Annotated in this window: 23 protein-coding genes; 15 read left to right on the forward strand and 8 right to left on the reverse strand. The window is 60.5% G+C overall.

Annotated elements, in window-relative coordinates; all coding sequences use genetic code 11:
- The first annotated feature begins 293 nt into the window (after nt 1-293).
- From BMF89_RS05450 to BMF89_RS05460, 4 genes are all read left to right on the forward strand, one after another.
- Complete coding sequence (locus BMF89_RS05450) at nt 294-563, forward strand: hypothetical protein (RefSeq protein ID WP_078106064.1); 270 nt, start codon at nt 294-296, stop codon at nt 561-563.
- Between the two features lie 4 nt (nt 564-567).
- Nucleotides 568-993 (forward strand): hypothetical protein, encoded by a 426-nt coding sequence (locus BMF89_RS05455; RefSeq protein ID WP_078106065.1) that lies wholly within the window; start codon nt 568-570, stop codon nt 991-993.
- Nucleotides 994-1,070: 77 nt separating this feature from the next.
- Entirely contained in the window at nt 1,071-1,217 is a 147-nt protein-coding gene (locus BMF89_RS21530) for a lmo0937 family membrane protein (protein WP_139359552.1), read from the forward strand.
- A gap of 242 nt (nt 1,218-1,459) precedes the next feature.
- The gene (locus BMF89_RS05460; protein WP_078106066.1) at nt 1,460-2,839 is read left to right on the forward strand and encodes a protein kinase; all 1,380 of its coding nucleotides are present in this window, start codon (nt 1,460-1,462) and stop codon (nt 2,837-2,839) included.
- Nucleotides 2,840-2,872: 33 nt separating this feature from the next.
- Here BMF89_RS05460 and BMF89_RS05465 read toward each other — a convergent pair whose 3' ends face one another.
- Nucleotides 2,873-3,625, reverse strand: a complete 753-nt coding sequence (locus BMF89_RS05465) for a GAF and ANTAR domain-containing protein (RefSeq protein ID WP_078106067.1) — start codon at nt 3,623-3,625, stop codon at nt 2,873-2,875.
- Nucleotides 3,626-3,747: 122 nt separating this feature from the next.
- Here BMF89_RS05465 and BMF89_RS05470 point away from each other — a divergent pair, with 122 nt between their 5' ends.
- From BMF89_RS05470 to BMF89_RS05490, 4 genes are all read left to right on the forward strand, one after another.
- Nucleotides 3,748-4,113, forward strand: coding sequence for a TfoX/Sxy family protein (locus tag BMF89_RS05470; RefSeq protein ID WP_078106068.1), 366 nt, complete (start codon nt 3,748-3,750; stop codon nt 4,111-4,113).
- Nucleotides 4,114-4,787: 674 nt separating this feature from the next.
- The gene (locus BMF89_RS22580; RefSeq protein ID WP_078106070.1) at nt 4,788-5,096 is read left to right on the forward strand and encodes an ANTAR domain-containing protein; all 309 of its coding nucleotides are present in this window, start codon (nt 4,788-4,790) and stop codon (nt 5,094-5,096) included.
- Between the two features lie 10 nt (nt 5,097-5,106).
- The gene (locus BMF89_RS05485) at nt 5,107-5,433 is read left to right on the forward strand and encodes a hypothetical protein (protein ID WP_078106071.1); all 327 of its coding nucleotides are present in this window, start codon (nt 5,107-5,109) and stop codon (nt 5,431-5,433) included.
- A 720-nt stretch (nt 5,434-6,153) separates the two neighbouring features.
- A complete protein-coding gene (locus BMF89_RS05490) occupies nt 6,154-6,987 on the forward strand; it encodes a hypothetical protein (protein WP_139359553.1) in 834 nt (277 codons plus the stop codon).
- Nucleotides 6,988-7,010: 23 nt separating this feature from the next.
- On the opposite strand, the gene BMF89_RS21535 is transcribed toward BMF89_RS05490, so the two are convergent.
- Complete coding sequence (locus BMF89_RS21535) at nt 7,011-7,337, reverse strand: hypothetical protein (RefSeq protein ID WP_139359554.1); 327 nt, start codon at nt 7,335-7,337, stop codon at nt 7,011-7,013.
- Between the two features lie 720 nt (nt 7,338-8,057).
- Here BMF89_RS21535 and BMF89_RS05495 point away from each other — a divergent pair.
- From BMF89_RS05495 to BMF89_RS22145, 3 genes are read left to right on the forward strand one after another with little or no spacing between them, the layout of a single operon-like run.
- Nucleotides 8,058-8,549: a hypothetical protein gene (locus tag BMF89_RS05495; RefSeq protein WP_078106073.1), complete on the forward strand. Its 492-nt coding sequence runs from the start codon at nt 8,058-8,060 to the stop codon at nt 8,547-8,549.
- Nucleotide 8,550: 1 nt separating this feature from the next.
- On the forward strand, nt 8,551-8,781 hold the full coding sequence (locus BMF89_RS05500) for a hypothetical protein (protein WP_078106074.1): 231 nt from the start codon (nt 8,551-8,553) through the stop codon (nt 8,779-8,781).
- The gene (locus BMF89_RS22145; RefSeq protein WP_216353786.1) at nt 8,762-9,052 is read left to right on the forward strand and encodes a hypothetical protein; all 291 of its coding nucleotides are present in this window, start codon (nt 8,762-8,764) and stop codon (nt 9,050-9,052) included. Before BMF89_RS05500 ends, BMF89_RS22145 begins: the two co-directional genes overlap by 20 nt.
- A 137-nt stretch (nt 9,053-9,189) precedes the next feature.
- On the opposite strand, the gene BMF89_RS22745 is transcribed toward BMF89_RS22145, so the two are convergent.
- The 3 genes from BMF89_RS22745 to BMF89_RS05515 all read right to left on the reverse strand — a co-directional run bounded on the left by BMF89_RS22745 (nt 9,190) and on the right by BMF89_RS05515 (nt 11,579).
- Nucleotides 9,190-9,543: an ABC transporter permease gene (locus BMF89_RS22745; RefSeq protein WP_171983407.1), complete on the reverse strand. Its 354-nt coding sequence runs from the start codon at nt 9,541-9,543 to the stop codon at nt 9,190-9,192.
- 99 nt (nt 9,544-9,642) lie between these two features.
- Complete coding sequence (locus BMF89_RS05510; RefSeq protein ID WP_078106076.1) at nt 9,643-10,629, reverse strand: NAD(P)-dependent oxidoreductase; 987 nt, start codon at nt 10,627-10,629, stop codon at nt 9,643-9,645.
- On the reverse strand, nt 10,626-11,579 hold the full coding sequence (locus BMF89_RS05515; RefSeq protein WP_078106077.1) for a helix-turn-helix transcriptional regulator: 954 nt from the start codon (nt 11,577-11,579) through the stop codon (nt 10,626-10,628). The genes BMF89_RS05510 and BMF89_RS05515 overlap by 4 nt, the downstream gene beginning before the upstream one ends.
- 195 nt (nt 11,580-11,774) lie before the next feature.
- Here BMF89_RS05515 and BMF89_RS05520 point away from each other — a divergent pair, with 195 nt between their 5' ends.
- Both BMF89_RS05520 and BMF89_RS21540 read left to right on the forward strand, forming a co-directional pair.
- A complete protein-coding gene (locus tag BMF89_RS05520) occupies nt 11,775-13,043 on the forward strand; it encodes an MFS transporter (protein WP_078106078.1) in 1,269 nt (422 codons plus the stop codon).
- A 453-nt stretch (nt 13,044-13,496) separates the two neighbouring features.
- Nucleotides 13,497-14,411, forward strand: coding sequence for a hypothetical protein (locus tag BMF89_RS21540; protein WP_139359555.1), 915 nt, complete (start codon nt 13,497-13,499; stop codon nt 14,409-14,411).
- A 415-nt stretch (nt 14,412-14,826) separates the two neighbouring features.
- Here BMF89_RS21540 and BMF89_RS05525 read toward each other — a convergent pair whose 3' ends face one another.
- Together BMF89_RS05525 and BMF89_RS05530 are read right to left on the reverse strand one after the other, a co-directional pair.
- The gene (locus BMF89_RS05525; protein WP_253190718.1) at nt 14,827-15,063 is read right to left on the reverse strand and encodes a hypothetical protein; all 237 of its coding nucleotides are present in this window, start codon (nt 15,061-15,063) and stop codon (nt 14,827-14,829) included.
- Nucleotides 15,064-15,398: 335 nt separating this feature from the next.
- Nucleotides 15,399-15,614 carry a hypothetical protein gene (locus BMF89_RS05530; RefSeq protein ID WP_078106079.1) on the reverse strand — a complete coding sequence of 72 codons (216 nt, stop codon included), beginning with the start codon at nt 15,612-15,614 and terminating at the stop codon, nt 15,399-15,401.
- Between the two features lie 1,228 nt (nt 15,615-16,842).
- Between BMF89_RS05530 and BMF89_RS05535 the strand changes: the two genes are divergently transcribed.
- On the forward strand, nt 16,843-17,433 hold the full coding sequence (locus BMF89_RS05535; protein ID WP_078106080.1) for a DUF4190 domain-containing protein: 591 nt from the start codon (nt 16,843-16,845) through the stop codon (nt 17,431-17,433).
- 102 nt (nt 17,434-17,535) lie between these two features.
- The gene (locus BMF89_RS05540; protein WP_139359556.1) at nt 17,536-18,276 is read left to right on the forward strand and encodes a hypothetical protein; all 741 of its coding nucleotides are present in this window, start codon (nt 17,536-17,538) and stop codon (nt 18,274-18,276) included.
- A 472-nt stretch (nt 18,277-18,748) separates the two neighbouring features.
- On the opposite strand, the gene BMF89_RS05545 is transcribed toward BMF89_RS05540, so the two are convergent.
- Nucleotides 18,749-25,195, reverse strand: coding sequence for a DUF3320 domain-containing protein (locus tag BMF89_RS05545; RefSeq protein WP_171983408.1), 6,447 nt, complete (start codon nt 25,193-25,195; stop codon nt 18,749-18,751).
- Nucleotides 25,196-25,323: the final 128 nt, after the last annotated feature.

The raw sequence follows: 25,323 nt of genomic DNA on the forward strand, positions 1-25,323 counted from the left end.
TGGGGGAGGCATGGGGTTCCGTCCTGATCTGATCGTTTCATCGCGGCTCTTGCCGGGAAAATAAGCTTGCTTACTTTGTAGTCTACGCGTAAAGTCTACATTGTAGTGAAGTTCGACAGCAGATTAAACGAGGCGGACTTCAACGCACCGCCACCGGCCGTGCGCTCCATTTCCCAAGTCCGTGACTGCGCACCACGCACAGACCGCCCGAACCGCAGAATTCCACAGAACCGGGCGACCACTCCCCTGCTAATACGACATGGCAGCACGCAACCTACCCGCAAAGGGACCCCATGGCTAAGACGGCTGACATCCAGTTCGACCAATTCCTTGAAGAATCCACCATCACCACCTACGACAAGTCGGACTCCGCTCTCGGGCGGGACTGCTTTTACGGCCTGTACACGAGCTGGTGCCTCCTCCAGCAATCCTTGCCGCTGCCGGAAAACGTATTTTGGGCAGCGCTGAAAACCAAAGGCATCCATCCAGCCGGCAACGGGCTGGCCATGACAGGCCCAGCGGCGGCCGACTACATTCTGGCAAGCTACCCGGGCCTGGCCTGAACCGTTGAGCACCATCTCAAGCACTTACATCCCCCGGGACTCCAACCAGCCCCGCGGCACCCAACCCTGGTGCGCGACATGCGACACCGATCTGCACCTCGTCGTGGACTCCATCGCCATCATGGACAACCGCAAAGAAACCCTCGCCGTTGCCGTCACCTGCACCCGATGCGGCGGAGCCCGCGTGCTGTCCACCACCGCAGGCCTCGTTGCCCCAGTCTTGGCCCGCTCCCCCGATAAGGATGACGTCCTTCACCTGGGCGCCGAGTACATCCACTGCGGGGAACCCATGTCCCCGAGCAACCCGGACCTGAGAACGCCGCTAACACCGCTCTCGACCCAACCACTCCCAACGGACCTCCTCGGCGCCTACCTCCGCACCCGGGTCCTTCGGTGCCGGTGCGGCTTCCAAATGGAAAAACCGCACTAACAGCTCATTAGTAAGTATGCTTACCAATGAGGCCCCTGGCCGCCGGCCAGGGCACTCACACAAACAAGGAGACTCACATGTTGCTTTGGATAGCCATCATCATCGCCATTCTCTGGCTTCTCGGTTTTATCGGCGGCATCGGCGGTGGACTCATTCACATCCTTCTGGTTGTCGCCGTGATCGTCCTGATTTTCCACTTCATCAGCGGCAGGTCACGCGTTTAGCGGCGCACCCCCCGCCAACCGAGGCGAGTCGTAATACGCGAACTCCACAGTCCTCCGGCATGTTTACCGGAGGACTGTGAAAGCTTGACCAAATTTCTGACTGAGGCCGGGTTCGCTCCCGCGACCGCTACCGCTTTCCAGTCCGCGCCCCCGAGCTCAAACGCCAAGGTAACCGGAATCTTTCTTCAATTCCCCATTCGGGGCTCCGTCTTCCTGCGGTCCAGGAAAGTAAGGGTTACCGCATGAAACAACATGCCGACGGCGATGCCCCCCTCGGGGGCCGATACCGCCTGATCGAGCGCATCGGGTCCGGAGCGATGGCCATCGTATATCGGGCCACCGATATCTTTCTTGGGCGCGACGTAGCAGTCAAAATCATCAAGAAACCAGCCCGCAACGGCGTGGCGGCGGCCATCGATGACGACGAAGTGAAGGTCCTTGTCCGCATGAACCACCACGGACTGGTCACTCTCCTTGATGCAGGCGTTGATAGCAACGGGCCCGGTGAGCCACGTGTTTATCTGGTGATGGAGCTCATCGAGGGCCCTGACTTGAAGCAGCATCTGGCCCGGGGCGTACTTGGGCCGCGCCACACGGCACAGATCGGACACGATGTGGCTGACGCTCTGGCCTATATCCATGGCAACGGTGTGGTGCACCGGGACGTCAAACCGGGCAACATCATGATCTTTGACTACCACCAGGACGCTGCGCGGATACGCGCGAAGCTCACCGATTTCGGCATAGCCCTAATGTCCGAATCGCCGAGGGACACGGACGGCGGAGTCCTAGGGACCGCGGCCTACCTCAGCCCCGAACAAGCCCGGGCCGAGCCCGTTACTTCCGCCAGCGATGTCTACTCCCTAGGGCTCGTCCTGCTTGAGAGCCTTACCGGACAGGTCGCCTTTCCCGGCGATCCGATCCAGAGCGCCGTTGCCCGGCTGATCCGGGATCCACACATCCCTGAAGACATGGATCAGGACTGGAAGACACTCCTGACCGCCATGACCGCCGCCGATCCGCTGGAACGACCCACAGCACGCGAAGCATCCAAGGCACTGTTCGATCAGGTCTCCGCAGGCCGGGCCAGGCACAAAGTGGCCCCCTCCATCATTCCCGACGACGAAATCGCACGTATGGCCGCCGTGCACCAATACCGGATATTGGACACCCCGCCCGACGGCGCCTTCGACAGAATCACCGCCCTGGCAGCCCGGCTATTCAACGTACCGATAGCAATCGTCAGCATCGTCGACCATGACCGTATCTGGTTCAAGTCCCACCATGGCATCACGGCCGAGGAAATTCCCAGGGACCCGGGCCTGTGCGCTTCAGCCATCCTGCAGGGCGACGTCTGGGTCGTGGAGAACGCTCCCGAAGACCCCCGGACACTCACGAATCCCCTTGTCGCCGGGGACTTCGGCCTCGGATTCTACGCCGGGGCTCCACTGAAGACTCGGGAGGGATACAACCTCGGAACCATGTGCATACTCGACACGGTCCCGCGAACAATGTCCGCGACTGACATGGCGACCCTGCAGGACCTGGCGGGGCTTGTTATCAGCGAGTTGGAACTTCGGCTCGAGAGCCGCGAACTGGCACAGTCATCCGCTGATTCATAGTTCGTCTTTGGCGCCGGCCGGTGCGGGCGCGTCCTACGCCTCGAAGTGCGTTTCGATGCTGTTCCCGGACAGCTGCTCGATCAGTTCGGTGGCTACGTCCCGAAGTTTGCGGTTGCGGTTGCTGGAGACCTTGGTAAGGATCGCCATCGCCTCCGACTGCGAGCATCTGTTTTGCGCCATGATGACACCGCAGGCCACGTCGATGGCGGTCCTGCTTTGCATGGCTGATTCCAGGTTCTGTGCCCGGTGATGGGCGGAGTCGATGCGCACGGAAAGGTGGAGTATGTTGCGTGCAGCGGCGGCGAAGCCCACGGCCTTGTCGAAGACCTCCGGGGTGAATGCGCCCGGCTTGGAGGCGAAAAAGTTCAGCGCAGCGCTGGCCTCCTCACTGATTTCCATGGGAATCCCCAACGAGCTGTGAACACCTATCTCGGCGAATTTCTTGGTGAGCGCCGGCCAGCGCAGATCTGTCGAACCGTCCTCGATGATCACCGGCGACATCTCCCGGAGTGCCGCGATGCAGGGGCCGTCACCGATAGCCTGCTCAAACCGGTCAATCTCGACGGCGCGTGAGCTGCTGCCCGCAGCGGTAAGGGGCCGGCGCCTGACTTTGACGGTGATGGCGCATTCGATCTCATCGTCGGAGGCTTCAGAAATCGAGGCTGCAGCGAGCTTGGTGAGTCCGGTGAGGAATTCAGAGACATTCTCTGAGCCCGCCAGAACAGATTGAAGGTCCAGAATGCCTTGAAGAAGGCCTGCGGCTTCGTTTTCCGGTGAACTCGACATCCCCCTATCCTACTTTCCTTGTTTCACAAGGGGCGCGGTGCCGCGACCCTGGCAGCCCGCATCCCGCCGTCGTATGCTGCATGCAGTCCTAGGCTTTCGATCCCCTACCCCGGAGCAGACTCATGCAGATGCCCAAACCGTCCGACGCCGACAAAGACCGCTTCCGCGCGGTGGTGCCGGAAAACCCTGACGTCGTCGTCAAGCCGATGTTCGGCAACCTCGGCGCCTTCGTGAACGGCAATATGTTCGCCGGCCTGTTCGGCCCGATGATCGGCGTCAAGCTTTCCGACGACGACCGCGAGGTTCTGGAGGCCAGCCACCAAACGCTTCCCTTCGGCCCGGAAGGCCGCGCCATGGGCGGCTACGTCGGCCTCCCCGAAGCCTTTGCCGGCGACGACGAACACACGGCCGAGTGGGTCGAAAAGGCGTTCGCCTACGTTGCGACCCTCCCGCCGAAAGCCGCGAAACCGCGTTCGGCGAAGAAGTAACTGCCCCACCACCGGCCTGGCACCAAACTCAGGGAAGTCCTCCTTGGCGGCGTCCGCGGGAAAGCTTGAGTGGCCCGGGATGCTCGGTAGCCGGGCTACCGTTGAGCGGTTGATGTCCCGATTCCCGTCGCCGCTCGAGTTCGCCGGTCACGAGGTCCAGCAGCGCCTGGGCTGGTTCGGAGAGCCGCCGAGTTGCGGACGGATGGGCTACTTCATCACAGTGAAGAAGCACCAGGCGGATGCGTTCCAATTCGCGGGAAGGCACGGATGGCCAACGCCGAAACAGTTGCTGAACCGCGCTTTGCCTGGGGAGGTAGCCCCGCCAAGGTTCGCTCGAGGTCTCCTGCGACCAAACTGCTCCCCGCCGCGCAGCGCGAACATCGAGGTGGCCGGCCCTTTGACCATGAAGATGGGGGTGACTGGGTTGAATGGCTGCCATGAGTGACCTCCTCGCCTTGTATCGAGAAAGCCGGCTGCTTGACTTATTCCAGCATATAAAAAGTGACTTACGTCATGTCAACGAATTTGACTTTATTTCGGCCGGCAGCAGGCCTGGCGAACGAGGGCACCTGGGGCTTCGTGTCCAAAGGTCGCACGAGGGCGTAGTGTCGAATTAGGAGATTTCGGGATGTCACCCGTGCGGATGCCCTCCAATATGACTTGGGCCAGGGTCCGTGCCTGACAGCCTGGGCCATGGAGGAAACGGTGATTGTCCGGGACGTCGCAACGGATCCGCCCCGGCTGCAACGCTCCTTGCGAATATCCAGGCCAGCGAAGCACCACACCGCATCAGTGAAGCCTTGGCAGAGTCCCTCCATAGCCGCGACCTCGTCAACCGGGCCTGCGGCATATTGATGCAGCGCCACTCTTTGACCGTTAACATGGCCCTTGCTGAACTGATGCGCCGGGCCCGGCGGAAGAACAGCACGCTGGGCCAGATCAGTGCCGATCTCGTCGCCGGGATTCCGGCGGCCTTGGAATAAGGCCGGCCCCATGGGCTTCGATCCGCACGAACCACAACAGCATCGCATGTTGGCCGCTGCCCTGGAGTCAGCCCGCGTCAGCGTCGGCGAACGCTGGCTCAAGTACTTCAGCCTGGGCGGCGAAGTTGGCGAATACGAGGTGGAAGCCTATCTCGAAGGCCTCCTTTCCCTGCCCGTCCTCCAGCGCGACCTCCTGGCCATGGCCGCCAACGAACTCATCGACAAATTTCCCCAGGGCCACGCGCCCTACTCCGACGAGCTCGGTAGCCCGGATGGCGAGTCCCCCAGGAAGGAACCCGGATCCGGATCGCAGCAGCGGCCGGAGTCTGAGGAGTAGGCGGCGCGCTGCGTCGCTGGGCATTCTGGATGCCCAAGTCGAGATGCACGACGCCGACCGGCACCTGGGCGGTGGCGTTCGCCTCCTGCGTGGTTCAGTCGCGGAGCACGACCACACGCTTTCCCAGCCCAAACACGTAGACACATGTAGGCCCAAACACGTAGACGCGGGCTCTTCCACACTGAATTTTGCGATTTTCACACGGAGATTCGCCCAAAACGCACGGAGATTGGACCAATTCCACACGGAGACGGGTTTCCGAAGGTCTATCTTTCTCTCAGGATGGGACCGTCAGTAGCTCAACGACTGACCAACTTTCCTAACCAAGCTATGTCAGCCTAACTCTTGGGGGGATTATGAATTGGCATCAAATTAGCTGCGTTCTGCGAAGAAAGACAAAAGCTGGTCGAGCAGTCGCAGCAGGTATTATCGCACTTGGGTTGTGCGTCGCCCAGCCCACCTCGGCATTTGCAGCGCCACCCACGCTGGAAGATGCTAACCAGATCCTGGCCAAGACATCGACGAGAATGCAGGTCACGTCGAACTTGGTTGACCCTACAAATGACGGCGTTGTTGCACCTGGGCAACAAACCGATGCTGGTCAAAAGGCTCACGTTCCCAGCAAAGTCGAACTCTCAGCTTCGGGCACGGCCGAGGTTCTCGTTTCGTCAGAGAATGACCAGAAGAAGCCGGACAGGAAGATCACTGCCTCGTTTGCTCATGGGAAAGCCAAAGTTTCCGGGGACACTGCGGTGTATTCAACTTCTGGTGTCGACAGAAAGTTGTATGTGCGTTCCACGCCCAAGTGGTGCCGATGTTTTTGTTGCCCTCGGCAGTCCCAGGGCCGATCGGACGGCGGCCTTTGACTACGACCTTCCGCCCGGGTTCACTGTCTCGGACGGAATCCCTGGTTTCAAGAACTTCTACTCGGCTCAAGGCAACTATTTGGGTTCGGTGAAGCTGGGCAGCGCCAAGGACTCTGCCGGCAACGCAGTCCCCACAACATTGGAAATTAGCGCTGCCACCATTACGCAGAAGGTACAGCCCATCAGTGCGACTGCGTATCCGCTCGTGATGGCGGCCCCTTCGTGGACCTACAACTTCGAGTTCCCACTGGGCTACGGAAATCACGTGGAGCCATTCAATCTCCTTCGAACGTGCTTCAACTGCTACTTCCCGATCAACGGGGCAACGTCAACGTACCCTTACGTAGGGCAGGTCTTGGATCTGAAAATCCTCGTTGCTGGGGCGATTCAGGTTCCGGCGCCAGTGCAAATTGGTTATGCCGGAAGCTTCTATTTCCAATTCACGGCACTGGCAGGACACTTCGACGGCGAAGGATCGGTCATCAATTTCGCCTCAATACCGAAACCAAACGGCGAGAGGGCCTTGAACGTCAACGCGGCCATCGTCATTGACCGCGGAGTACTGAACGCCGGGAACCAGTACGCCGCACATGGGCAGTGGTACCAATTTGCAAGCAACATGTGCATGGGGCTTTGGAGGACGAATGCTTCAGCCTGCAACTGGCCTGCGCTCTACCCACCCTACTAACTAAGGAACTGTCGTTGGGGAGTCTAGCGAGACTCTCCAACGACAGTTTTCGTCCGCGGCCACGCCAGTCCACCAATAACGGCTGCTGCACCCGCCGAAACAAGATTCGTCCACCACGGCCACTTTGAATCGGATGTCGAAGCCAAGGCCATGAGGATCAGCAACGTCGAAGCCCAGGTAATTACGGCGGCCGTAGCTTTTTCAAGATCACGTTGAATTCCGATCAGGCGACACGCCCAAAAGGTCAATACGGCAATGATGCAACCAAACACGGCACCTATCATCGCGCCGCCGAGGCCCGCGAGTATCGACAGGCCCAGGCCGCTGGATCCTCCCAAGAGAAGAACCATCAGCACATACGCGCATCCGAACCCAGCCCCGAACAATAATCCCCTGCTTACTGATCTGTTCAACGTTCCTCCGTCTCTAGCGAGTTCAGAATGCCGCAAATTCTCAATGTCTATTGCGTCCACAATAATTCGTTTCAGGGAGCCGGTGCCAGCGGTGGGACCGTGATCATATTCGGGTCGAAGTCATCGTTGCCATCGTTTCATTCGTCGGCAATCAGGCCACATGGGCGCGATCTCTGGCGGCGTCGGGGGCGAGCCTTGCGACGTGGTTTGTCTACGGCAAGCAGGCAAATTGACCACCAGGAACGACCATTTGGTCCGAAGCCTGTCCCGCTCGTTGTCGGAACAGGTGGTTCCATGCCTCATCAAATGCTCGCGGGATCAATAACTGCAACTTCTGAAGAAAGCGGTACACATGAATCTGTCGGTCGTGTTGAGCCCAACTGATCCGGTTAACCCAGACGTCAGCGACACCTTGGCTACTCCTGTTCTTGGCATCGCCTACTTCGTTTTGGTAGTCGTCGCGCTTGCATCGCTTATGGCATCAAGGTGGATTCCCGCCCCAGTCAAAGTAGCGATTGCCGTCGCGATCTTGGTGGTGCCGTTTGCAGGCTCAGTTGTCTGGATTATCTACTCACAAGTACGGCAACGAGGGCTCGGAAGACAGTCCAGAAGATCGTAGAGAGGCCGAACTGAGTAAGAGGCGGAACTGGAGAAGGCATGGTGATATCGGAGGCCCAGCTGGCAGTACGTTCCAAAGGCTTGATCTGGGGAATTGTCGGCGCTTCAGTCATTGTCTTGGTCGTGTCAGCCCTGGTCTCGGGCATCCTATTGCCCGGGCTCCTCGTGGCAGCCGGCATCGTCGCCTTCACCTGGGTGATTGTTCAGATGACTGTCTCCATCGCCATAGCTGAGGAGAAAATCGTCCTGGGCCGCGCGCCGTTCTATTCAATCGAAGTGTCGAACCCGGACGTTTTGGCCGTAACGATGGCCGAGAATACATCCCTGTCTGACGGATATGGTTTCCGGGTCATGGGCAAGGGCAAGGGCAAGGGCAAGGGCAAGGGCACCCGAGGATTGTTGGCGGGAGGGCCTGCGGTCGCTTTGGAAACGAAGACCCGCCGATGGATCGTCTCAACCGCCCATTCCGAAGAGGTTGTCTCAACAATCCAGGATCAAAGTGCAGGGAACCCGTGGCACGAGGAGCCGTGAAATGATCACTGCAGAACAAGCCCGCCGTGTAATGCTTCATGGTTGGAGCGGCTTGCTGACTCTCGCAATAGCACTCTCGGGCGTGGCCATGATTTTCATTAGCCCGGTTCGCGAGTTGCTTGGACCGCTGTGGACCGGATACCCGGCGATAGCGTTTGGGTACATCTTCCTTGGTGTCCCGGCGATTCACCGTTACCGGTTAAGAAAAGCCGGTGAAGGCCGCACTCTTTAGGGCCATCGGTAGCGCAGCTCCAGACTCATTGGCTGGCTATTCCCAACCCCATGCTGGCCAGGAGGATCGCGCCGATCTCGGTCGAATTCGTGGCATCGCCCAGGAACAGGGAAAGCCGATCGTGATGGTGAGCATTAAGACGAGTTGGCGAACCGCCGGTCCGATCTCAACGCTTCCCTTCGGCCCGGAAGTCCATTCCATGGGCGGCCACCTCGGTCCACCCGAAGCGTTGAGCGCAGAAAGCCGCGAAGCTGGGTACGTCGAAAAGTGATCGGCGTCCTCACACTATCTTTCGTTTGAGACCCTGTCGTCAGCGCGAAGAAGGAAGAACGCCAGTAGCAGACCTGCGAGGCACCACGCGGCCGCGAATCCATAGCCGAGCATGATTTCCAAGCCTTCGGCCCTGAGTCAAGCCACTTGATAAGTAAGCGGGTTGGCTGCCGATAGCCATTTGATGTACCGAGGTGCCGAGTCCAGAGGATAGAACAGCGGAGCCGCCAAGACCACCGGAAGTGATGTAAGCGTAATGACCAAATCACGTTTGGAGTACGACTGAATCCTGGCGCCAGCTGCGGCCCCGAATCCCACCCAATCCACAACAATCACAACGCCTAGCGCAATGAGTTGGAACAGTTTGTCCGCTTGCATGACGTCGGCTCCGAAAAGGACACTCGCAACTCCGGCAAGAGTTAGGACTTGGACCAGGTCGCCCAGGGCCGATCTGGGCGACCGGCGCGGGATCCTTGCCGGCCAGGGCGGCACCAGTCAGGACGCTTTTGGTACTTAGGAGTCGGACGTCGGCGGGGAGGATGGCGGCGTCCCGCGACCGCCAGACACATCCGGCGCTGTCCACGTGACCGATCAGCTCGCCGGGACGCTTAGCGTATTGGCAACGCGGAGCTGCCCGCGTTCGATCAGCCAAGTGATGGATTCCAGCACAGCTTGTTCGGGCTCGTAGCGGGGAGCGTAGCCCAACAGGGACGTGGCCTTCTCGATCGTGAAGCAGTGGCTGCGGTAGAGGTGGCCCCAGCTCGACTCTGCGTACTCCGGTGTGGTCGATTCGCGGAAGTGTTCCCACGTGACCGTCTCCAACGTTGCGGACTGGCCGAACCAAGCGGCGGCCATGTCGGCGTATCCGCGGACGGTCAGCGCAGTGGGGGCGACGATGTTGAAATCCTCGCCGGCTGCCGCTTCGCGGTTCTGGATCGCTTTCTCGAACGCCTGCGCGACGTCGTCCGCGTGGACGTGGTGCATCAATTCGGCGCCGCTTCCGGGGATTTGCAGCGGCTCGCCGGCGGAGAGGGCGTACCAAACGGCGGGGTCAAAGTTCCCGAGCGGACCGATCGGGTGCCAACCGGGCCCGACGATATGGCCAGGGTGCACGGACGTGGTGACCAGGCCGCCGTCGTCCGTCTCCTCTTTCAGCATCCGCGCGATCCGGTCCTTCTGGATTCCGTACTCCCCGAACGGGGCGGCCGCCGATGCGGAACCCTCGGCGATCGGCAGCTTGAGGCTCTGGCCATACCGCCACACCGAGCCGCAGTGCAGCAGGTGCCCGGCCTCCCCGCGGAGCCGGTTGACGAGCAAGCTCGCCGATTCGAACGTGAAACAGACCAGATCGACGACGACGTCGGCCTGCAGTGCCGCGACCCTGTCACCGAACGTGCCGTCCCGGTCCTCTTGCTGCCGGTCGGCGACGACCTGGCGCACCTGCTCCCACTCCGGCGCCTCGCCATAGCTTTTGTGGGTGCCACGGCTGATGTTGATGACTTCATGACCGGCGCGCACCAGCCGGGGGACGAGGAAGGATCCGATGTCACCGCTGCCGCCGATGACGATGACCTTCATTGCTCTCCAGTGCTTCGTGATGATTTAGCCGTGAGTGTTTGGTTCTGGGCGGGGGTTTGGTTCCGGTTGGGGCGACCGGACGACGGCGGCGCTAGCCGTTGGGCGGCGACCTGGTCGTTGGTGGCGGCCCAGCTGGCGAGGAGTGCGAACTTCTCTGCGGATTCGCCACACTCCTCGACGCTATAGATCCCGATCCACAACCCCTTCTCCCCCGGCATCTCAAACACATCGTAGGTAACGTCAACGACCCCCACCACCGGATGCTTGAACAGCTTCCTGCCGGTGCGGTGCTCGTGCACGTCTCGCTCAGCCCAGTTCGAACGGAACTCCGGGCTGCGGGTGGAGAGCTCCCCGATCAGGGCGGTCAGCTCGGCGTTCAGCGGATCGCGTCCTGCTTCCATGCGGAGCATTGCTGCTGTCATCCGCCTGGCCAGCGGCCAGTCCACGTAATAGTCCTTCGCCCGGGGGTCCAGGAAGATGAACCTGGCGAGGTTGGGACTGTCGGATTCGAACTGCGGCGAGTACAGCGCCCGCCCCATGAGGTTCGAGGCGACGAGGTCATGTTGGCGGTTCCACACCACGGCCGGAACACTCATGCTGTCCAAAATCCGTTGCACCGATTCGCGCACTACCGGCTTCTTCTGCGCGGTCCTGGCGGCGGCGGGCGCCGTGGCGGTGCGGGCGAGTCCGAATAGATATTCCCGTTCGAGCTCGTTGAGCTGCAAGGCATTGGCGAGGGCATTCAGTACATGCTCTGACACCCCGCGGAGGTTCCCCCGTTCGAGGCGGGTGTAGTAATCGAGGCTAACCCCTGCAAGCATGGCCACCTCTGAGCGTCGGAGGCCGGGTACGCGGCGCTGCCCGCCGAAGTCCTGCAGATCGGTCTGGGATGGGGTGATGTTGGCGCGGCGGGACATCAGAAACGCCCGCACTTCATCTTTCGAACTCATACCTCCCACGGTAGGGCTTGGACCTCCAACAGTGGGAGGCCCTGCCGGGGCCCCTTTTGGAGCCGGGTGAGGGGTTCTAAGGGGGCCTCTCAGTGTCCGCTTCGACTCCGATACCGTGAATTCGCCCCCTCCCACATCCCCGGCACGCCTCAGGCGTTGCCTTCTGTGTTCCCCAAGAAAGTGGTGCCTCGAAGCATGTCATCAACAGATCTCAAAGCGGCGGGGTTGAAAAACGCCGTGCCTTCACGCGGCGGGCTGCCTCCGGTGGTGTTCGTTCTTACCGCCGGGACATTCCTGATGCAGACAACCGAGTTCTTCATCGCCGGTCTGCTGCCCGAACTCGCCAGCGACCTCCGGGTCAGCGTTCCGCACGCGGGCCTCCTCATCACCATCTTCGCGGTCGGGATGATCATCGGATCGCCGGCGATGATCATCCTGACCCTGCGCCTCCAGCGCCGGCTCACCCTGATGCTCTCGCTCCTGCTGTTCGCGGCCGGTCATGTCCTGGTCGCCGTCAGCCCGAGCTTCGAAGTCATCTTCGCGGCCCGATTTGTCACAGCCTGTGCCACGGGCGCGTTCTGGTCCGTCGCCGTCGTGGTGGCGACCCGAGCGGCAGGTCCCGCGGCCGGATCCCGCGCGCTCGGCGTCGTCATGGGTGGAGGTAGCCTGGCGACAGTGGTTGGCGTCCCGCTCGGGGCGTTCGCGGGGCAGATCGCCGGCTGGCGGGCTCCTTTCTGGGCCTTGGCCATCCTCGCGGCAGCCGCCGCGGTGTTTATCGTCCGCTTCGTCCCGCACGAAGAGCCCGCCGGCGTGACGCCGTCGCTCAGCTCCGAGTTCGCGGCGCTCCGGTCCGGACGATTGTGGCTGGCGCTGGCCTCCTGTGCCTTGATCATGGGAGGCGTCCTGGCGACCTACAGCTATATCGCGCCCTTGTTGACGGACCGTGCCGGCGTCCCGGCTGCGATGCTGCCGTGGGTGCTGTGCTGCTTCGGCGTCGGCGCGCTCCTTGGCAATTACACGGGAGGCAGGCTCGGAGACCACCGGCCGTACGCCACGACGACTACAGCTGCCGTCGCGGCCACGGTTTTCCTGCTCGCATTGTGCGTGTTTTCGGAGCAGGCCCTGCCTGTCGTCATCCTGATCACCCTGGCAGGCTTCGCCGGGTTCGTGGTGAATCCCGTGGCGTTCGCGCTTGCGGTCAAGTTCGCGGGGAAGGCCCCGACGCTTGCGTCCGCGCTGACCACAGCCTCGTTCAACTTCGGCATTGCCGTCGGCTCATGGGCGGCAGGCCTCGCCCTCAGCTCCGCGGCAGGCGAAACCGGGCCACCGGCAGTCGGAGCGGCGATCGCGTCTTTGACCATCGTTTCGCTCGGTGTGCTGGCGGCTTGCCAGCGCCGAGCATCGCGGGCGAGCGGGAACCCTGGCAAGGAGCCATCCGAGGAGTGCGTTGGCTCGTCGCTGTAATCCTGGAGCATCGAACCCACCTTTCACGGCCGCCTTCCCAGAACGTCTGGCATCGACCAAGGCCGGGTCCGGCCAGCGCATGGGGCGGGAGCTCAACGCCCACTTCGTCGACACTGAGCGCACTCATCAAGACCTCGAGCGCCACCTAACTTCGCTTCTACAGCACTCATTTCACGCGTTTCGTCCACCTAGTCGCCAATTTGTGTCCTTCCCTTTCTCGCACCGAGACAAGCGGACGCTTTGTCTGAATCTGGAGCCGTTGAAGAATACATAGTGATAGCTGACCCCGCCGAGCAGCAATCCAACTTCGACGCCATCCACAGCCCAAAACTCACTTACCAAGCAAATGAGGCAACTCAGGTGATACTGAATCAGAACGGCGGTCGCCTTACGACGTAAGAACGCGTCGGTCTAAAATCAATTGACTGGAAGATGGGAAGCTGCGCGTCTATAGTGCCTTATTTCCTCTATCAAACTTGGCTCAATTCTCATGACTTGTCGGATCGCCACGCCTTCATATATTGTGGATCACGCATTAATTCGAAAGCTAAATTTGGGGGAAAAATGGGGAAATTGCGTCAGCAAATTGCTATCATTGTCAGCGCCGCGTTGCTTGTCAGCCTTGCCGCCTCATCAGCAAGCGCCACGCCTGACAAGAAATATTCGAATGCAGAAATTGAAGCACAAATTGACAAATTTGTGGCAAATAACCCTCAGGATATTGTTGGACTTGACCGCCTTTCGAAGAAATTGACTGGCCAGAGTACCCGAGTATCTCTCAACAATGAGGGTGAGGTTAGCCCGGAGCGCGCTCAGGCTATATTGAACGGTGAAAGCTCGGGGCTTCAAACAAGGGCATTTCCTCATGACGCCTTCAATGTCTTTGTCACGTATGTGCCTTTGGCTCAGGGTAGCCGTCAGCTGAAGGTGTACGGCCAATGGAATTGGCGAGATGACTTTGTTGGCCAAGGGGCCCCCGAAGACCTGGCGTCGCTGCAGTTCACTTACCCTGACTGCGTGCGCCATGGCAATCTGCTCGCCAACACCGGCAAGTATGACGGGACAGTTACCAATCGCGCCACCTTGCGGGACGCCGGCGTGGGCTCGAAGTCACCCATCTGGAACATCGCAGATGGTACTTCTGGTTTCGCAAATCTAACCGACAACGGGTACGTGACGTCTACACTGAACGCAGCCAACTGCACAGTTGGCGGCCCAGCGCAAGTGGGAATAGCTTTCTCTTACGAGGCAAATCGTGGTGGAAGTATCGCTAACGTGTCTGTCGGTTGGGGTTTCTTGAACATTGGATACAACAGCCAGGGCGATGTCCTGCGAAAGTCTTCTCAACCAATCTATGGAGCTCTCTAACTTGGATCTTACTCTGACGCTATTCGTGCCGATGATCTTTGCTGCGATATTCCTGTATGTCCTCTATGGTGTCATTTATCGCGCCGTAAAGAATGCAATCAGGGATGCTCGACGCGAACTTGATCAAACAGAACTGCCCGGTCATGATTCCGGCGGTAACGAATTGTAGGATCTAGTGAGAAACGCATGAGTAGCATTGTTTCCGTACGACAGCGGGTCCAGGATTCCTTGGGCCCGCCGTCGTATTGGCGCGTCGGCTACTGCTGCATCATCCATAGTTGCGGACTCCAACTTCAGACCTGACTTCATTGAGCGCCGTAATCACAAATTAGGCGCGCCGCCGGTGGCCACCACCTCGGAGTAGTCGGTTTCGGTGGCCAGCAGGCCCAAGGTGAGGAGTCCGACGTCGGACACGTCAGGGGAGGATGACAGCGCGCCGGTGAATCTGATCCGCCCCTCGGTGAGGGTGCCGGTCGATGACCAGGATGTCCATGTCGCCCAGGTCCTCGATGCAGACCAGCCGTTTGACCAGGACTTTCCGCCGGGCCAGCTGGCGGGTGCCGGTGGCGAGGCTCGTGCTCAGCGACTCGATGAGCGGAGGGTGCAGCAGCAGGTTCGCGATGAAGATCAACGTGGTGAGCGCGATAGCCACCTGCAAAAGCAGGAGGAGAACCGCTTCAGGCCAAGCTGGAATTCGGTCTGGGGGACTTCAGGCGCTCGACGAACCGACACGGGTTGTGGCGGACGACGGTGACCGCGACATCCACCTCCCTATGCTCGGCCGCCAGGCATCCGGCTTCACGGGCACTGGAAGAGGCCGACGACGGAGAGCTCACCTTCACCTACGACGTCCCCGAACCCCTAGCAACAGTCGAGCCCGGGTTCGGCCAGGGCATGAGGCGCGAGCTCGACGCCTGCATTGCCGCCGCCGCGATCGAAAGCCGCGAACCCGCGCTCGTCGATGAAATGATCGAGTGGCTGCTACTCCTAAGGTGTCCGTCCTCTGAGCACAATGAGCCAAGTAATGGATCCGGCAACCACCAGGATGCTCCCCAGCCAGAGGGCCTCCTGCAGTGGTGGGGTGGCCTCTGTCAGATTGGCAGCGTCAATCTCAAATGTCCGCACTGTCCACATCACGGATACGACGGAAAAGACTACAAGACCAAGCGCGCCAATGATGATGGGGGCTGTTCGGTTACTCATTTCGTCCTTACTTCCGTACTACCAATTGCGTCGGTACCTGATGAAGTCGACCGGGTTGGTCACAACTCGGCGCCAACCCTCCAGATCCCAAGTATTAGCTTGCTGTAGCAATCACCTCATTCCGGCAATTGGGTGGCACCAGGGCCGCCCAGTTCGCCGTAAAAAGGCTATGGCTGGATTTGCCATCTAGTGGTGAGACACCGAAAAATACGTGCAAAAACGGCCGATCTACGTGTAATAGAGGCGCCATCTACGTGTCACAAAAGGAGCGTCTACGTGTTCAAGACCGAAACACGTAGTCGGCTGCCCATCCCGCTGCAGCTAGCATCGTCACCGCTCGAATGGCGCGTTTCTGTCGCTGCCGATCGAAAGCTACGCCCGCACCAAGAGGTACGCCACAGTCAGCGTTTCCGGTCTCACAACCACCGGAAGCAACCAGCTGATACTTGCCTTCATGAGCTCTGACGGTCCCAGCAGCGGAGGGCGTGCCTCCATACGATCCGTCAGCGGCGCCGGCCTGTCCTGGACGCTCCGCCAGCGCACCAATGCCCAGGCCGGCACGGCCGAAATATGGCAGGCAGGCGCACCTGGCTCGCTCACCAACGCCACTATTACGGCAACGCCACCATTACGGCAACTCAAAACTCGGGCTCGTGGCAGTCAGCCATGACCGTGGTGGCGTTCAGCAACGCCGACACCGCCCAAAGGTGCCACAGCCGGAGGCAGCGCCGCCACCGGAGCGCCGAGCGCCAGCCTCGCCACCACCCGCGCTGGCTCATGGGTTTGTGGAGTTGGAACTGACTGGAACGCTCCGCTGGCCCGAACCGTCGGGGCGGCCCAGACCCTGGTTGACCAATACTGCCCCCGGCTGGCGATACCTATTGGCTGCAGCGCCAAACCGGCCCAACAACCACCAGCGGCACCGTGGTGACCATCAACGGCACCCCACCACTGATCCGCTGGGATCGGGCTCTCATCGAAATCCTGGCCGCCCCATAGGCTCTCGAGATTTGCCCAATGACGGCTTGAGTATTGCCGTTCGAGAAAGCTCGTATCGGTGGGCAAACAGGGAGTTGACTGGCGTTTTCAAGGATCTCCCCTAAAATGTCCGACCCCGATCCTAACGTGAGCACAGCAGGCTGCCGAGAGTAAGAGCAGGGGTCATTTCAACGCTTACGCACTCGCGGCCCTGCATTGTCTCCGAATCGCTCAACCCGAAGGACCTATCATGACCGAACCACTCGCACCGTACGCCCAGCCGGCACCGGCCGCCCCCGCGCCCTCGAAGGGCAGCGGCTTCGGCACCGCCGCCCTCGTTCTGGGTATTCTCGCCATCGTCTTCTCGATCATCCCGATCGCTGGCTTCATTGCCTTCCTCCTCGGCCCGCTTGCCATCATCTTCGGTGTCATTGGGTTGACCCGTAAGTTCTCCAAGAAGGGAACCTCTGTTGCCGGACTTATCTTGGGCGTTCTGTCCGTGATCGTCGCGATCATCGTCACCGCCATCATCGGCGCTGCGGCTCAGAGCGTCAGCGACTCGGTGAACAAGGAACACAAGATCGAGTACGTCGTCACCGTCACCGGTAAGGCTCATGTCTCCTACTGGACCGACGGAGGAACTTCCAACGAGGACATTACGGCCAACTGGAAGAAGGACGTCACCGCCAAGGGCTTCAACCTGAGCTCTTTGATCGTCACGGGTGATTACACGAGCCCGACCAACGTCACCTGCGAAATCCTGGTCGACGGTCAGAGCGTGTCAAAGAATAGCGGCTCTGGAACCACTGCCATGGCAAGCTGCACCGGCAGCGGCAAGTAACGGCTGTTTGCTCGTATGATCCAGTGCCCTAGTCCCTGCGGCTAGGGCACTGGAGCGCGCATAGCACACTGACTCAAGAATCATGAATGGGGACGAAAAATAATGAACACACCATCTGAACCCGGGCTTGGTCCGGACCAACGCGAACCATCCGCAGCACCGGAAATGCCAACGCGGGCGCCGCAGGTAGGCACCCCCGCGGAGGGCACGACGCCAGCTGGCCGCCAAAGTGCCTTCTTTACCGGACCGCTCAAACGCGTGCCCCGATGGGCTCGGGTCGTGGTGCCCATCGCGCTTGTCACCGGGCTGGTCGGCGGAACAGCACTCGGGTTCGCGACGCGGCCAGCCGTCAGTTCGACGAAAGAATACGCGGCACTGAACGACGAGCTCACCGCCAAAATCACTAGCGGAGATGCAACTATTAGCAAGCTGCGCGCCGCGGCATCGGACAAGGACGCCCAGATCAGCACGCTGCAATCAGCCTCCGACGGGGTGAAGACACTGCAGCAACAGTTGGCTGACAAGGAGAAAACCTTGGCTGGCAAGGAAGCGGATTTGGCCTCCAGGGAACAAAAGCTCAGCGATGCCCAGAAACAAGTGGCTGCCAGCCAGATCAAGAGCGGCCTTCACGTTGTTGGTGGGGACGTGCAGCCCGGCACCTACACAACAACGGGTCCCGACGGAACCAACTCGGTCGGCTGCTACTACGCGTGGAAGACAGGTACCGGCAGCGATGCCAGCATCAAGGACAACAACATCGTCAAGGGCGCGGCCACTGTGACCCTCGCGAATGGCGAGGTATTCGAATCGACGAGCTGCCAGGCTTGGACGAAGATCGGGTAGAAATTACCACAGCAGGTGGGGAGCTGACCGCGGCTCCCTACCCCTGTTTCGGGCTCTCCGATTCAGAGGCAAACTCGGTGCGGCGGTCGCGGGCTACGGAATACATGTCATCCCGAGAGAACGTCCAACGTCGCTATGGCAGTCACCATCGGCTTTCGGTTCCACTCGGTGAGGTGATGAGAGATCGTCGTGATCACAAATCTTGGGTCCTCGCGGCGAGCTTCCTCCAGTTGAGCTTCCAAATCCTTACGGACAGACTCCAAGGCCTGGGCTGGACTCTCCGCGGCAGATCTCGAAAACGAGGAATGACGCGCTGTTTCCGTAAGTGCCCTGACAAAAGACTTCTCCTTCATTGTCCAAAATTGGTAACGTCAACCTTCTCGGCACGCCCGCCAGCTTGATCTGTAGGCGTGGGACCATGCACCGACGCCCATTGTGCGTCTTGGTCTCGTCGGCCGAACTCTGCGAAGCGCTACCCGGCTAAATAGACTACGCCATCTCGCAACTCGAGCTGATCCGTGTCAACGCCGTGTTGGAGCCCCTGGTTGAGTCGCGCTGTGATGCCAGCGGTGCGACGTTTTCCGCCGAATGTTCGAACAGTCTCCCGGTGCAATTCTTCAATGGAAACTCCTCCTGAAAGCCGGACAATATCCACCATTGCGTTGCGAAGCTCCACGATGCTGATGTACTCCGGCTTCCTATCGGTTTCAGGCCCATTGGTCCGGAATTCGAACCAGCTGTCCCGGTCAATAGATGCATCCCAAATGAAACCGTCCGAGTCGCAGCGATGGACGTCGTTGTCCAATACGTCTAATACCGATTTCGCCCGCTGCGCGCTGACTTTATTGAGGTTGAACGCGGCGCAGGCAAGCTTGGCCAGCCGTTCCCGGTGAATCGGTCCCTCAGCCTCGACGATAGCCCGGATCGTCTCACGGACAGCCTGCACGGACCTGCGCGAATGCAAGCTATCCAGAACCTCGACGTTACCGAATCGTTGCACGTCCCATGGCTTAAATTCGGCTTGCCGACGTTCGTCGGTGGCAGTGAATTGCCCAAGGATCTGAGCCGCAGGAGCCAGCAACGACCCATCAGCCAATACTTGCTCTTGGCTGAATAGGTCACGTGCCCGATCATCTGGGAAGTGTGCAACAGTCAGGACACTCGAGGGCTCAAACTCATCCTCCGACAATCCGAGAGACTCGGATTGGGACGTAGCGGAATCAGAGTCCGCCTGCTTGAAAGCCTGCTCAAGCTTGTCCAGCACGTCGTTCCGGTCCTTGATCCACGCCGGCAGCCAGACCCTCTGGACTGACGGCCAGCGCATCATGCGGGTGAGGACGTCCCCCGGTAGGCCGTCTCTGTCCCCCGCTGTGCGGCGGGCCGCCCAAGCGGGGCTGTCAAGAAGGATGGCCATTGCCGGGCGGTCCGGGGACTCCTGGGGCGCGACGCTGATGTCGACTTTGAAGTCGGACAATCCAATATCCGTAGCGACAACAAACCCGCGGTCCCGCAGCGCGTCGGCAACTTCCTCGCGATGTAAATCCACCCCAATGGCGCGGCGACCATCATATGGGAGTGCACCGGTGCCTTGTTCGGCAAGGTCCAGGTATGAACGCAAATGCTTGATCCCGACAGAGCTCGTCTCCTCGGCCCGCAGCTCTGAAGGGCTGAAACTCGAGAACACGATCACCTGCTGTCGAGCACGGGTCACGGCCACGTTGAGGCGCCGCTCACCACCAGCTCGGTTCAGAGGGCCAAAGTTCAGAGGCAAGTACCCTTTATCGTTCTTGCTGAAGCCTGTGGAGAAGAGGATGACATCCCGCTCGTCGCCCTGAACGTTTTCAAGGTTCTTCACGAACAAACCTTCAGCGTCCTCGTCCAACGCCTTCATGATCCGGGGATCGTCTGTGTCGCGAAGCAAGCCTTCTATAAGCGCCCGCTGCTGCAAGTTAAACGTCACCACACCGACCGATGGTGCGCCGACGGAATCCACGTCGAAGCGCCGCCGAACCTCCGCCACTACGGCCCTGGCCTCGATGGGGTTGGTGCGAAGCACCTTGGACGGCCCAGACCTGTGGAACTGTCCGTCCACCCGGACGAAGTTGACGCCGTGGCCGCGTAGCCCCGGATCCGGCGCCCCGTGCGATGGCCCAGGAAAGGACGAGAGCTTGCTGTCGTAGTACTGCTGGTTGCTGAACGCGATGAGGGACTCGTCCTGGCTCCTGTAATGCCAGGACAGCCACTGTCGGGGTACCCGTGCCTCCACGCACTCGGAAAGGATGGATTCCATATCCTCCACGGCCGTGATGTCGTTCTCGACCTCATCCACGGAATCGCTAGAGGATTCGGCAAAGGAGGTCGGGGGCATCTGCTTGCTGTCCCCCACGACCACCACGGAGGCACCCCGGCCCATGGCACCAACAGCGTCCGCCACACGTATTTGCGAGGCTTCGTCGAACACCACAATGTCGAACAGATCTGCCTTTGCGGGAAAGAACCGTGCCACGGAGTCGGGGCTGACCAGGGTACACGGCATGATTTGTGTGACGAGATCGGCGTAGTTTTCCATGAGCTTGCGGACGGTCATCCCGCCGCGCTGCCGCGTCAGCTGACGTTGCAACTCCCCCATCCGGCCAGAGTTCGACGACGACGACACCCGCCTTCCGGTAACGACCTTGGCAGCAAGGTTACGTTTCAGTAGCTCGCGAACGGCTGCCGCTCGCGAGGTGAACCGCTCGATGTTGCGTTCGTGGGCGTGGGAATCAAAGTCCTGCAGGCCGGTGGCGAGACTGCGTTCTTCGAGGGAGCTCTCGGCGAGCCCGCGTTCAAAGGCAGCTGCTGCGTCGTCTGCGTCCAGAAGACCGTCCAGAATCATAGTGCGTGCCCCGTGCAGTCCGACGGACCGGAGCGGTTCAATGTGCTCTAAAAGCTCAACCCAGCGCTGCAGCGGGGCCGAACCGTCGGCATCCAAGCGCCGGGTCGCGCGAGTGTCCGCCCAGACTTGCAGAAAGCCGACGTCTCCCACCCAGCTCTTGAGCTCCGACTCCGCGACGGCGGGGATCTTCGTGAAGGCCTCCCACGCCTGCCCTAGCTCATACAGCCAGCCGACAATGTTTTCGTGCACGGGCGGTCCGTCGTTGAGGAACGTGCGCAGTGCCCTCTTGAACAGGAGATCGCCCTTCCCGTTGTTCGGGACTACTGCCTCCGCCGCCCAGCGCAGCCAACCCAATCGGTGGTTCAACGCTGCCTGCCCGGCTTCTGTTAGCGGGTTCCACGAGTGGGGCACGGAGACGCCAGGCACGGTCTGCGCTTCGTTTTGGAGTCCCCGGATTTGCTGCTGCGCACGAACCAGGTTCTCCAGCAGCGGGACCAGCTCCTTGTGACGAATCCCTGCGCCTGGGTGCACAACGCTGTCCAGTTCAGCCGCGACCGCCAGTAGTCGCTTTTTCCGTCCGAAGAAGCCGGTCGCAGCGGCCTGCACCGCGCGTGCCAGGATGTCCTGCAGTGGGAGGTCCATAGCCTCCGGCGCTACCTGCTCGAGACCCGGGTGATTGACCGCGGCGAACGCGGCCACCAGCTGTTCCAGATGGCCGGCACCGCTAGACCAGTTCCCGGACCGAACGACGTCGAGCGTTTCCAGCGGAACGCTCCTGTCTTTCAAAAGCGCGGCGAGGGTCGAGACGTCGGACGGCTGCCCAGCGGAGAAGACAACCTGCGGCAATCCCTCAACGGAGCGGACGGCGTCGAGCGCCGCGTCGACACGCCTCCCGATGGTCAGCAGCTGGTCCGTCTGCTCCGGTCCGGCGACAGCCGCGACAAACCGCCACGGATGGTCCCTACCCGGGCGGGCTCGGTCGGTGTACTCAGGCAGCTCACGCAGAACACTCCGGACCGGCTCCAGAGTGGAATCGTTCGCTGAGGAAGTGAAGTCTGTACCAAGCGCAATCGCTGGATCGTCGGGCTCGTAGGTGAGCGCCTTTGTGCGGGCGCTGTAAAGGGAGAGATGCGCGCCGTTTTCCTCATGCAGATTGCTGGCATAACGAATGAGGCCCCGGCGGGCGGCGGCCAGGTCTGTTGAGGCAGTTTCGAGCTGCTGGGCATCCGAATCCAGTCGGAGTTCCAAGGCCTTTTTTATCTGGGCGCGGACCACGGCGGGCTTGCTTCCTTTGTCGTGGAGGTCCAGAGAGAACGGCCCCATTCCTACCTCGTCAAGGCGCTTCTGCACGACCTCGAGTGCGGCTCTTTTTTCGGCAACGAACAACACTCGCTTTCCTTCGACGATCGCGCGCGTGAGCAGGTTGGTGATGGTCTGGGATTTCCCCGTCCCTGGAGGTCCTTCCAAGACGAAGGTCTGCCCGGACACCGCCGACGCGACTGCTTGAAGCTGTGATGAGTCAGCCGGAATGGGGCATTGCGCAGCAAGTGCGTCGAGATCGACGTCGTCACTCACGGTCACGGCGTCCTGGAACAGTTCCGTGGGGGTGCTGATGAGGTGGTGCACCAGCTGGTTCTTGGCGAACTGTTCCCAGTTTTCGTCAAGATCCTTCCAGAGCCGGAACTTGGCGAACTGGAGCATGGACAGGTCCACGGTATTCTCCACCCGGAAGGCGAGCCCCTTGGCCGAGACTGCCTCGCGGACCGCATTGAAAGCTGCGTCGAGATCCATTCCTGAGCCATCCTCAACCGGCTCGGACAACCCAGGAATCCGCAGCCCGTGCGTCAAAGCAAGCTTCTCAAGCAGGCAGTAGTTTGGAGTGGACTGGCCAGCTTCGTCCAAGGTCACGCGGTAGAGCCCCTGCTTCCCTGCAGAAGTCAGATTGACCGGTACAAGGACCAACGGCGAACGGAGGGTACGGCCGTCGAGTTCCCACATAAGGCTCCCGAGAGCCAGGTAAAGGTTGTTGGCGCCGGTTTCTTCGAGCTGCGTCTTGGCTTTGTAGGCCAGACCGCGCATCTTGGTGCTGTAAGCATCTTCGCTGACCTCTGCGAACACTGCCTTCTTGGAACTGAGCAATGCGATGAGCTCATCCTGGGGCAAATCACGGCCAAAGCGGATACCGCGCTCTTGGTGGACCGCGCTGATCTGAGTGGAAGGGAGCAGGCTGATCGGCGTGCCGTTGTTGATCAGGTCCTCAAACGAGCCGATCCACGAGCTCGGTACGGCAAGTGGGAAGCGTGCGGTGTCGGTGAAGTTGATTAGACGGTTCCGCAGGCTTAGGTCGAGCAGCGCATTTTTCCACTGAGTAACACGAGGCGGGATTTCGGTTCCATGGCTGGCGGTACGGACGACCTTGCCATGCTTCTCGGGGAGTGCTGGCGCCACCTTCGTTTCGGGAACGTAAGTGGTCACTACCGGAGTCCCGGTCTCAGACATAGTCCGGGCGGGCAGCGGATAGATACCGTCAAGCCGAGCGCGGCGGATGTCCGTCACAGCATGAATCTCGTCGTTGCCCGATTCGATGTATTTGGCTATGGGCGCGTTCCGCAACACGGCAAGAGTGATGGGCTGGCTGCCCGTGAGCAGTGTGGTCTCGATCAGGCCGATGTAACCACGCTGGACGAGGCTGACGAGTTGAGGAACGTCGTCGGAAGCGGCTGTGGGCAGCACACCTTCTTCCCGCCAATATCCCAAAAACGCGTGGCCTTCCACAATCCAAAGCAGTGGTCTGATGTTGCAGAATTCCAGTGCGGCGGCCATGACAATCGCAGTATCAAGACAGGTACCGAGCCGGTCCTCGAGTACCTGTGCGGGCGTACGAACCTGCTGGCCTTGAAGGCCCCAGCTGGCCGGGGGCATGCTATATCGAATGTTCCGGTTGCTAGCAGCTTGGGAGAGTGCGAAGACGATTTCGTCGACGCGATCGGCGCCTTCCGTATAGCCGCCAAGGCTGCTATTGCCAGTGGCAGCGGAGAGGAGGTCGGCTGCCTCGGAGACAAGCTTGCCGACTGCGGGGTGGTGCGGCTGAACGTAAGCCGCCAAGAATTCGTATGAGACCAGCCCGTTGCCTGCGATCCAGAGTTGTGCCGGAAGGAGGTCGATACGGACCTCCGCCTTGCCGATCTCCGTGGTGGCCTCTCCGGCGCCGGATCCAACGGTCACGACAACTCTGCCGGATTGCTTGTCTGAAAGCTCGTACATGGTGTTGGGCGAAACCGACACGTCCACGTCGTCCAGGACGACGCTCTGGCCAGCGGCAAGGTCAACGTATTGTTGGAAGTCCTCAGAAATCCTCCCGGCGGTGGACAGAACCTCTATCCGAACCACCGCGCCCCGAACTTCCGTGCCTGGATTGGTGATCTTGATCTGCCGGACGAACTTGAAACCGTTGTGGGCCATTGCGTAGCTCAGCGCGTCAGCCGCAGTAATTTCCACGAGGATCTGGTGATAATTGAGAGGTTTTTCGGCAAGCTCGCTGGGCGGCGATTCGTGGAGCTCTTCCGCTTCGCCTCCGACGGTGGTGGCTTCGGAGCCGTTCCAGACGGCCCCCTTGTCCTTGATCTTGTATTCCTCAAGTAGTGCGGTGAGAGTTTGCTCAGCGTCGTCGAGTTTCAAGCACTTAGCCAACCGGGCCGCCGTGTCCAAGGCGCGGTAGGTGTCTGCGTTGTCGAAGGCCTCATTGTGGGCCCAGAGGTTACGCATCTGGCGAAGTTCGGAGGTGTAGCTGCGGGCGTCGTGCCCCAGGTTGAAGGGGTAACCGAGCGAGCCGAGAGATTCGGTCATGACGCGCAGTTGAACACTCAGATCCGTGGGGGCATAGGTTTTCGGGGCTTTACCCGCGCTGGCATCTTTGTGCTCAAGAAGTTTGGTCCACGAGATTCCTGGTGCCAAGGCACCCAGATGGGCACTGATGTGGGGGCCAAGTCCGGCTGCCAGCGCGTCCAGAGCACGTCCGACGTATTCGCGGTTCGAAAGCCCCACTATGTTCCCCAATCTTCGGCACCACTGCCGACCTCAACTTAGTTCAGATTAGTGCCACGTTGGGCGCCTCCCAAGCTTCGCCCCAGCAATTTAGGACCTTCAATGGAGGAGATCGCAATTTTGACCCG

The sequence above is a fragment of the Arthrobacter sp. SRS-W-1-2016 genome (assembly GCF_002009585.1).
In the GTDB taxonomy this organism is placed as follows: domain Bacteria; phylum Actinomycetota; class Actinomycetes; order Actinomycetales; family Micrococcaceae; genus Arthrobacter; species Arthrobacter bambusae_A.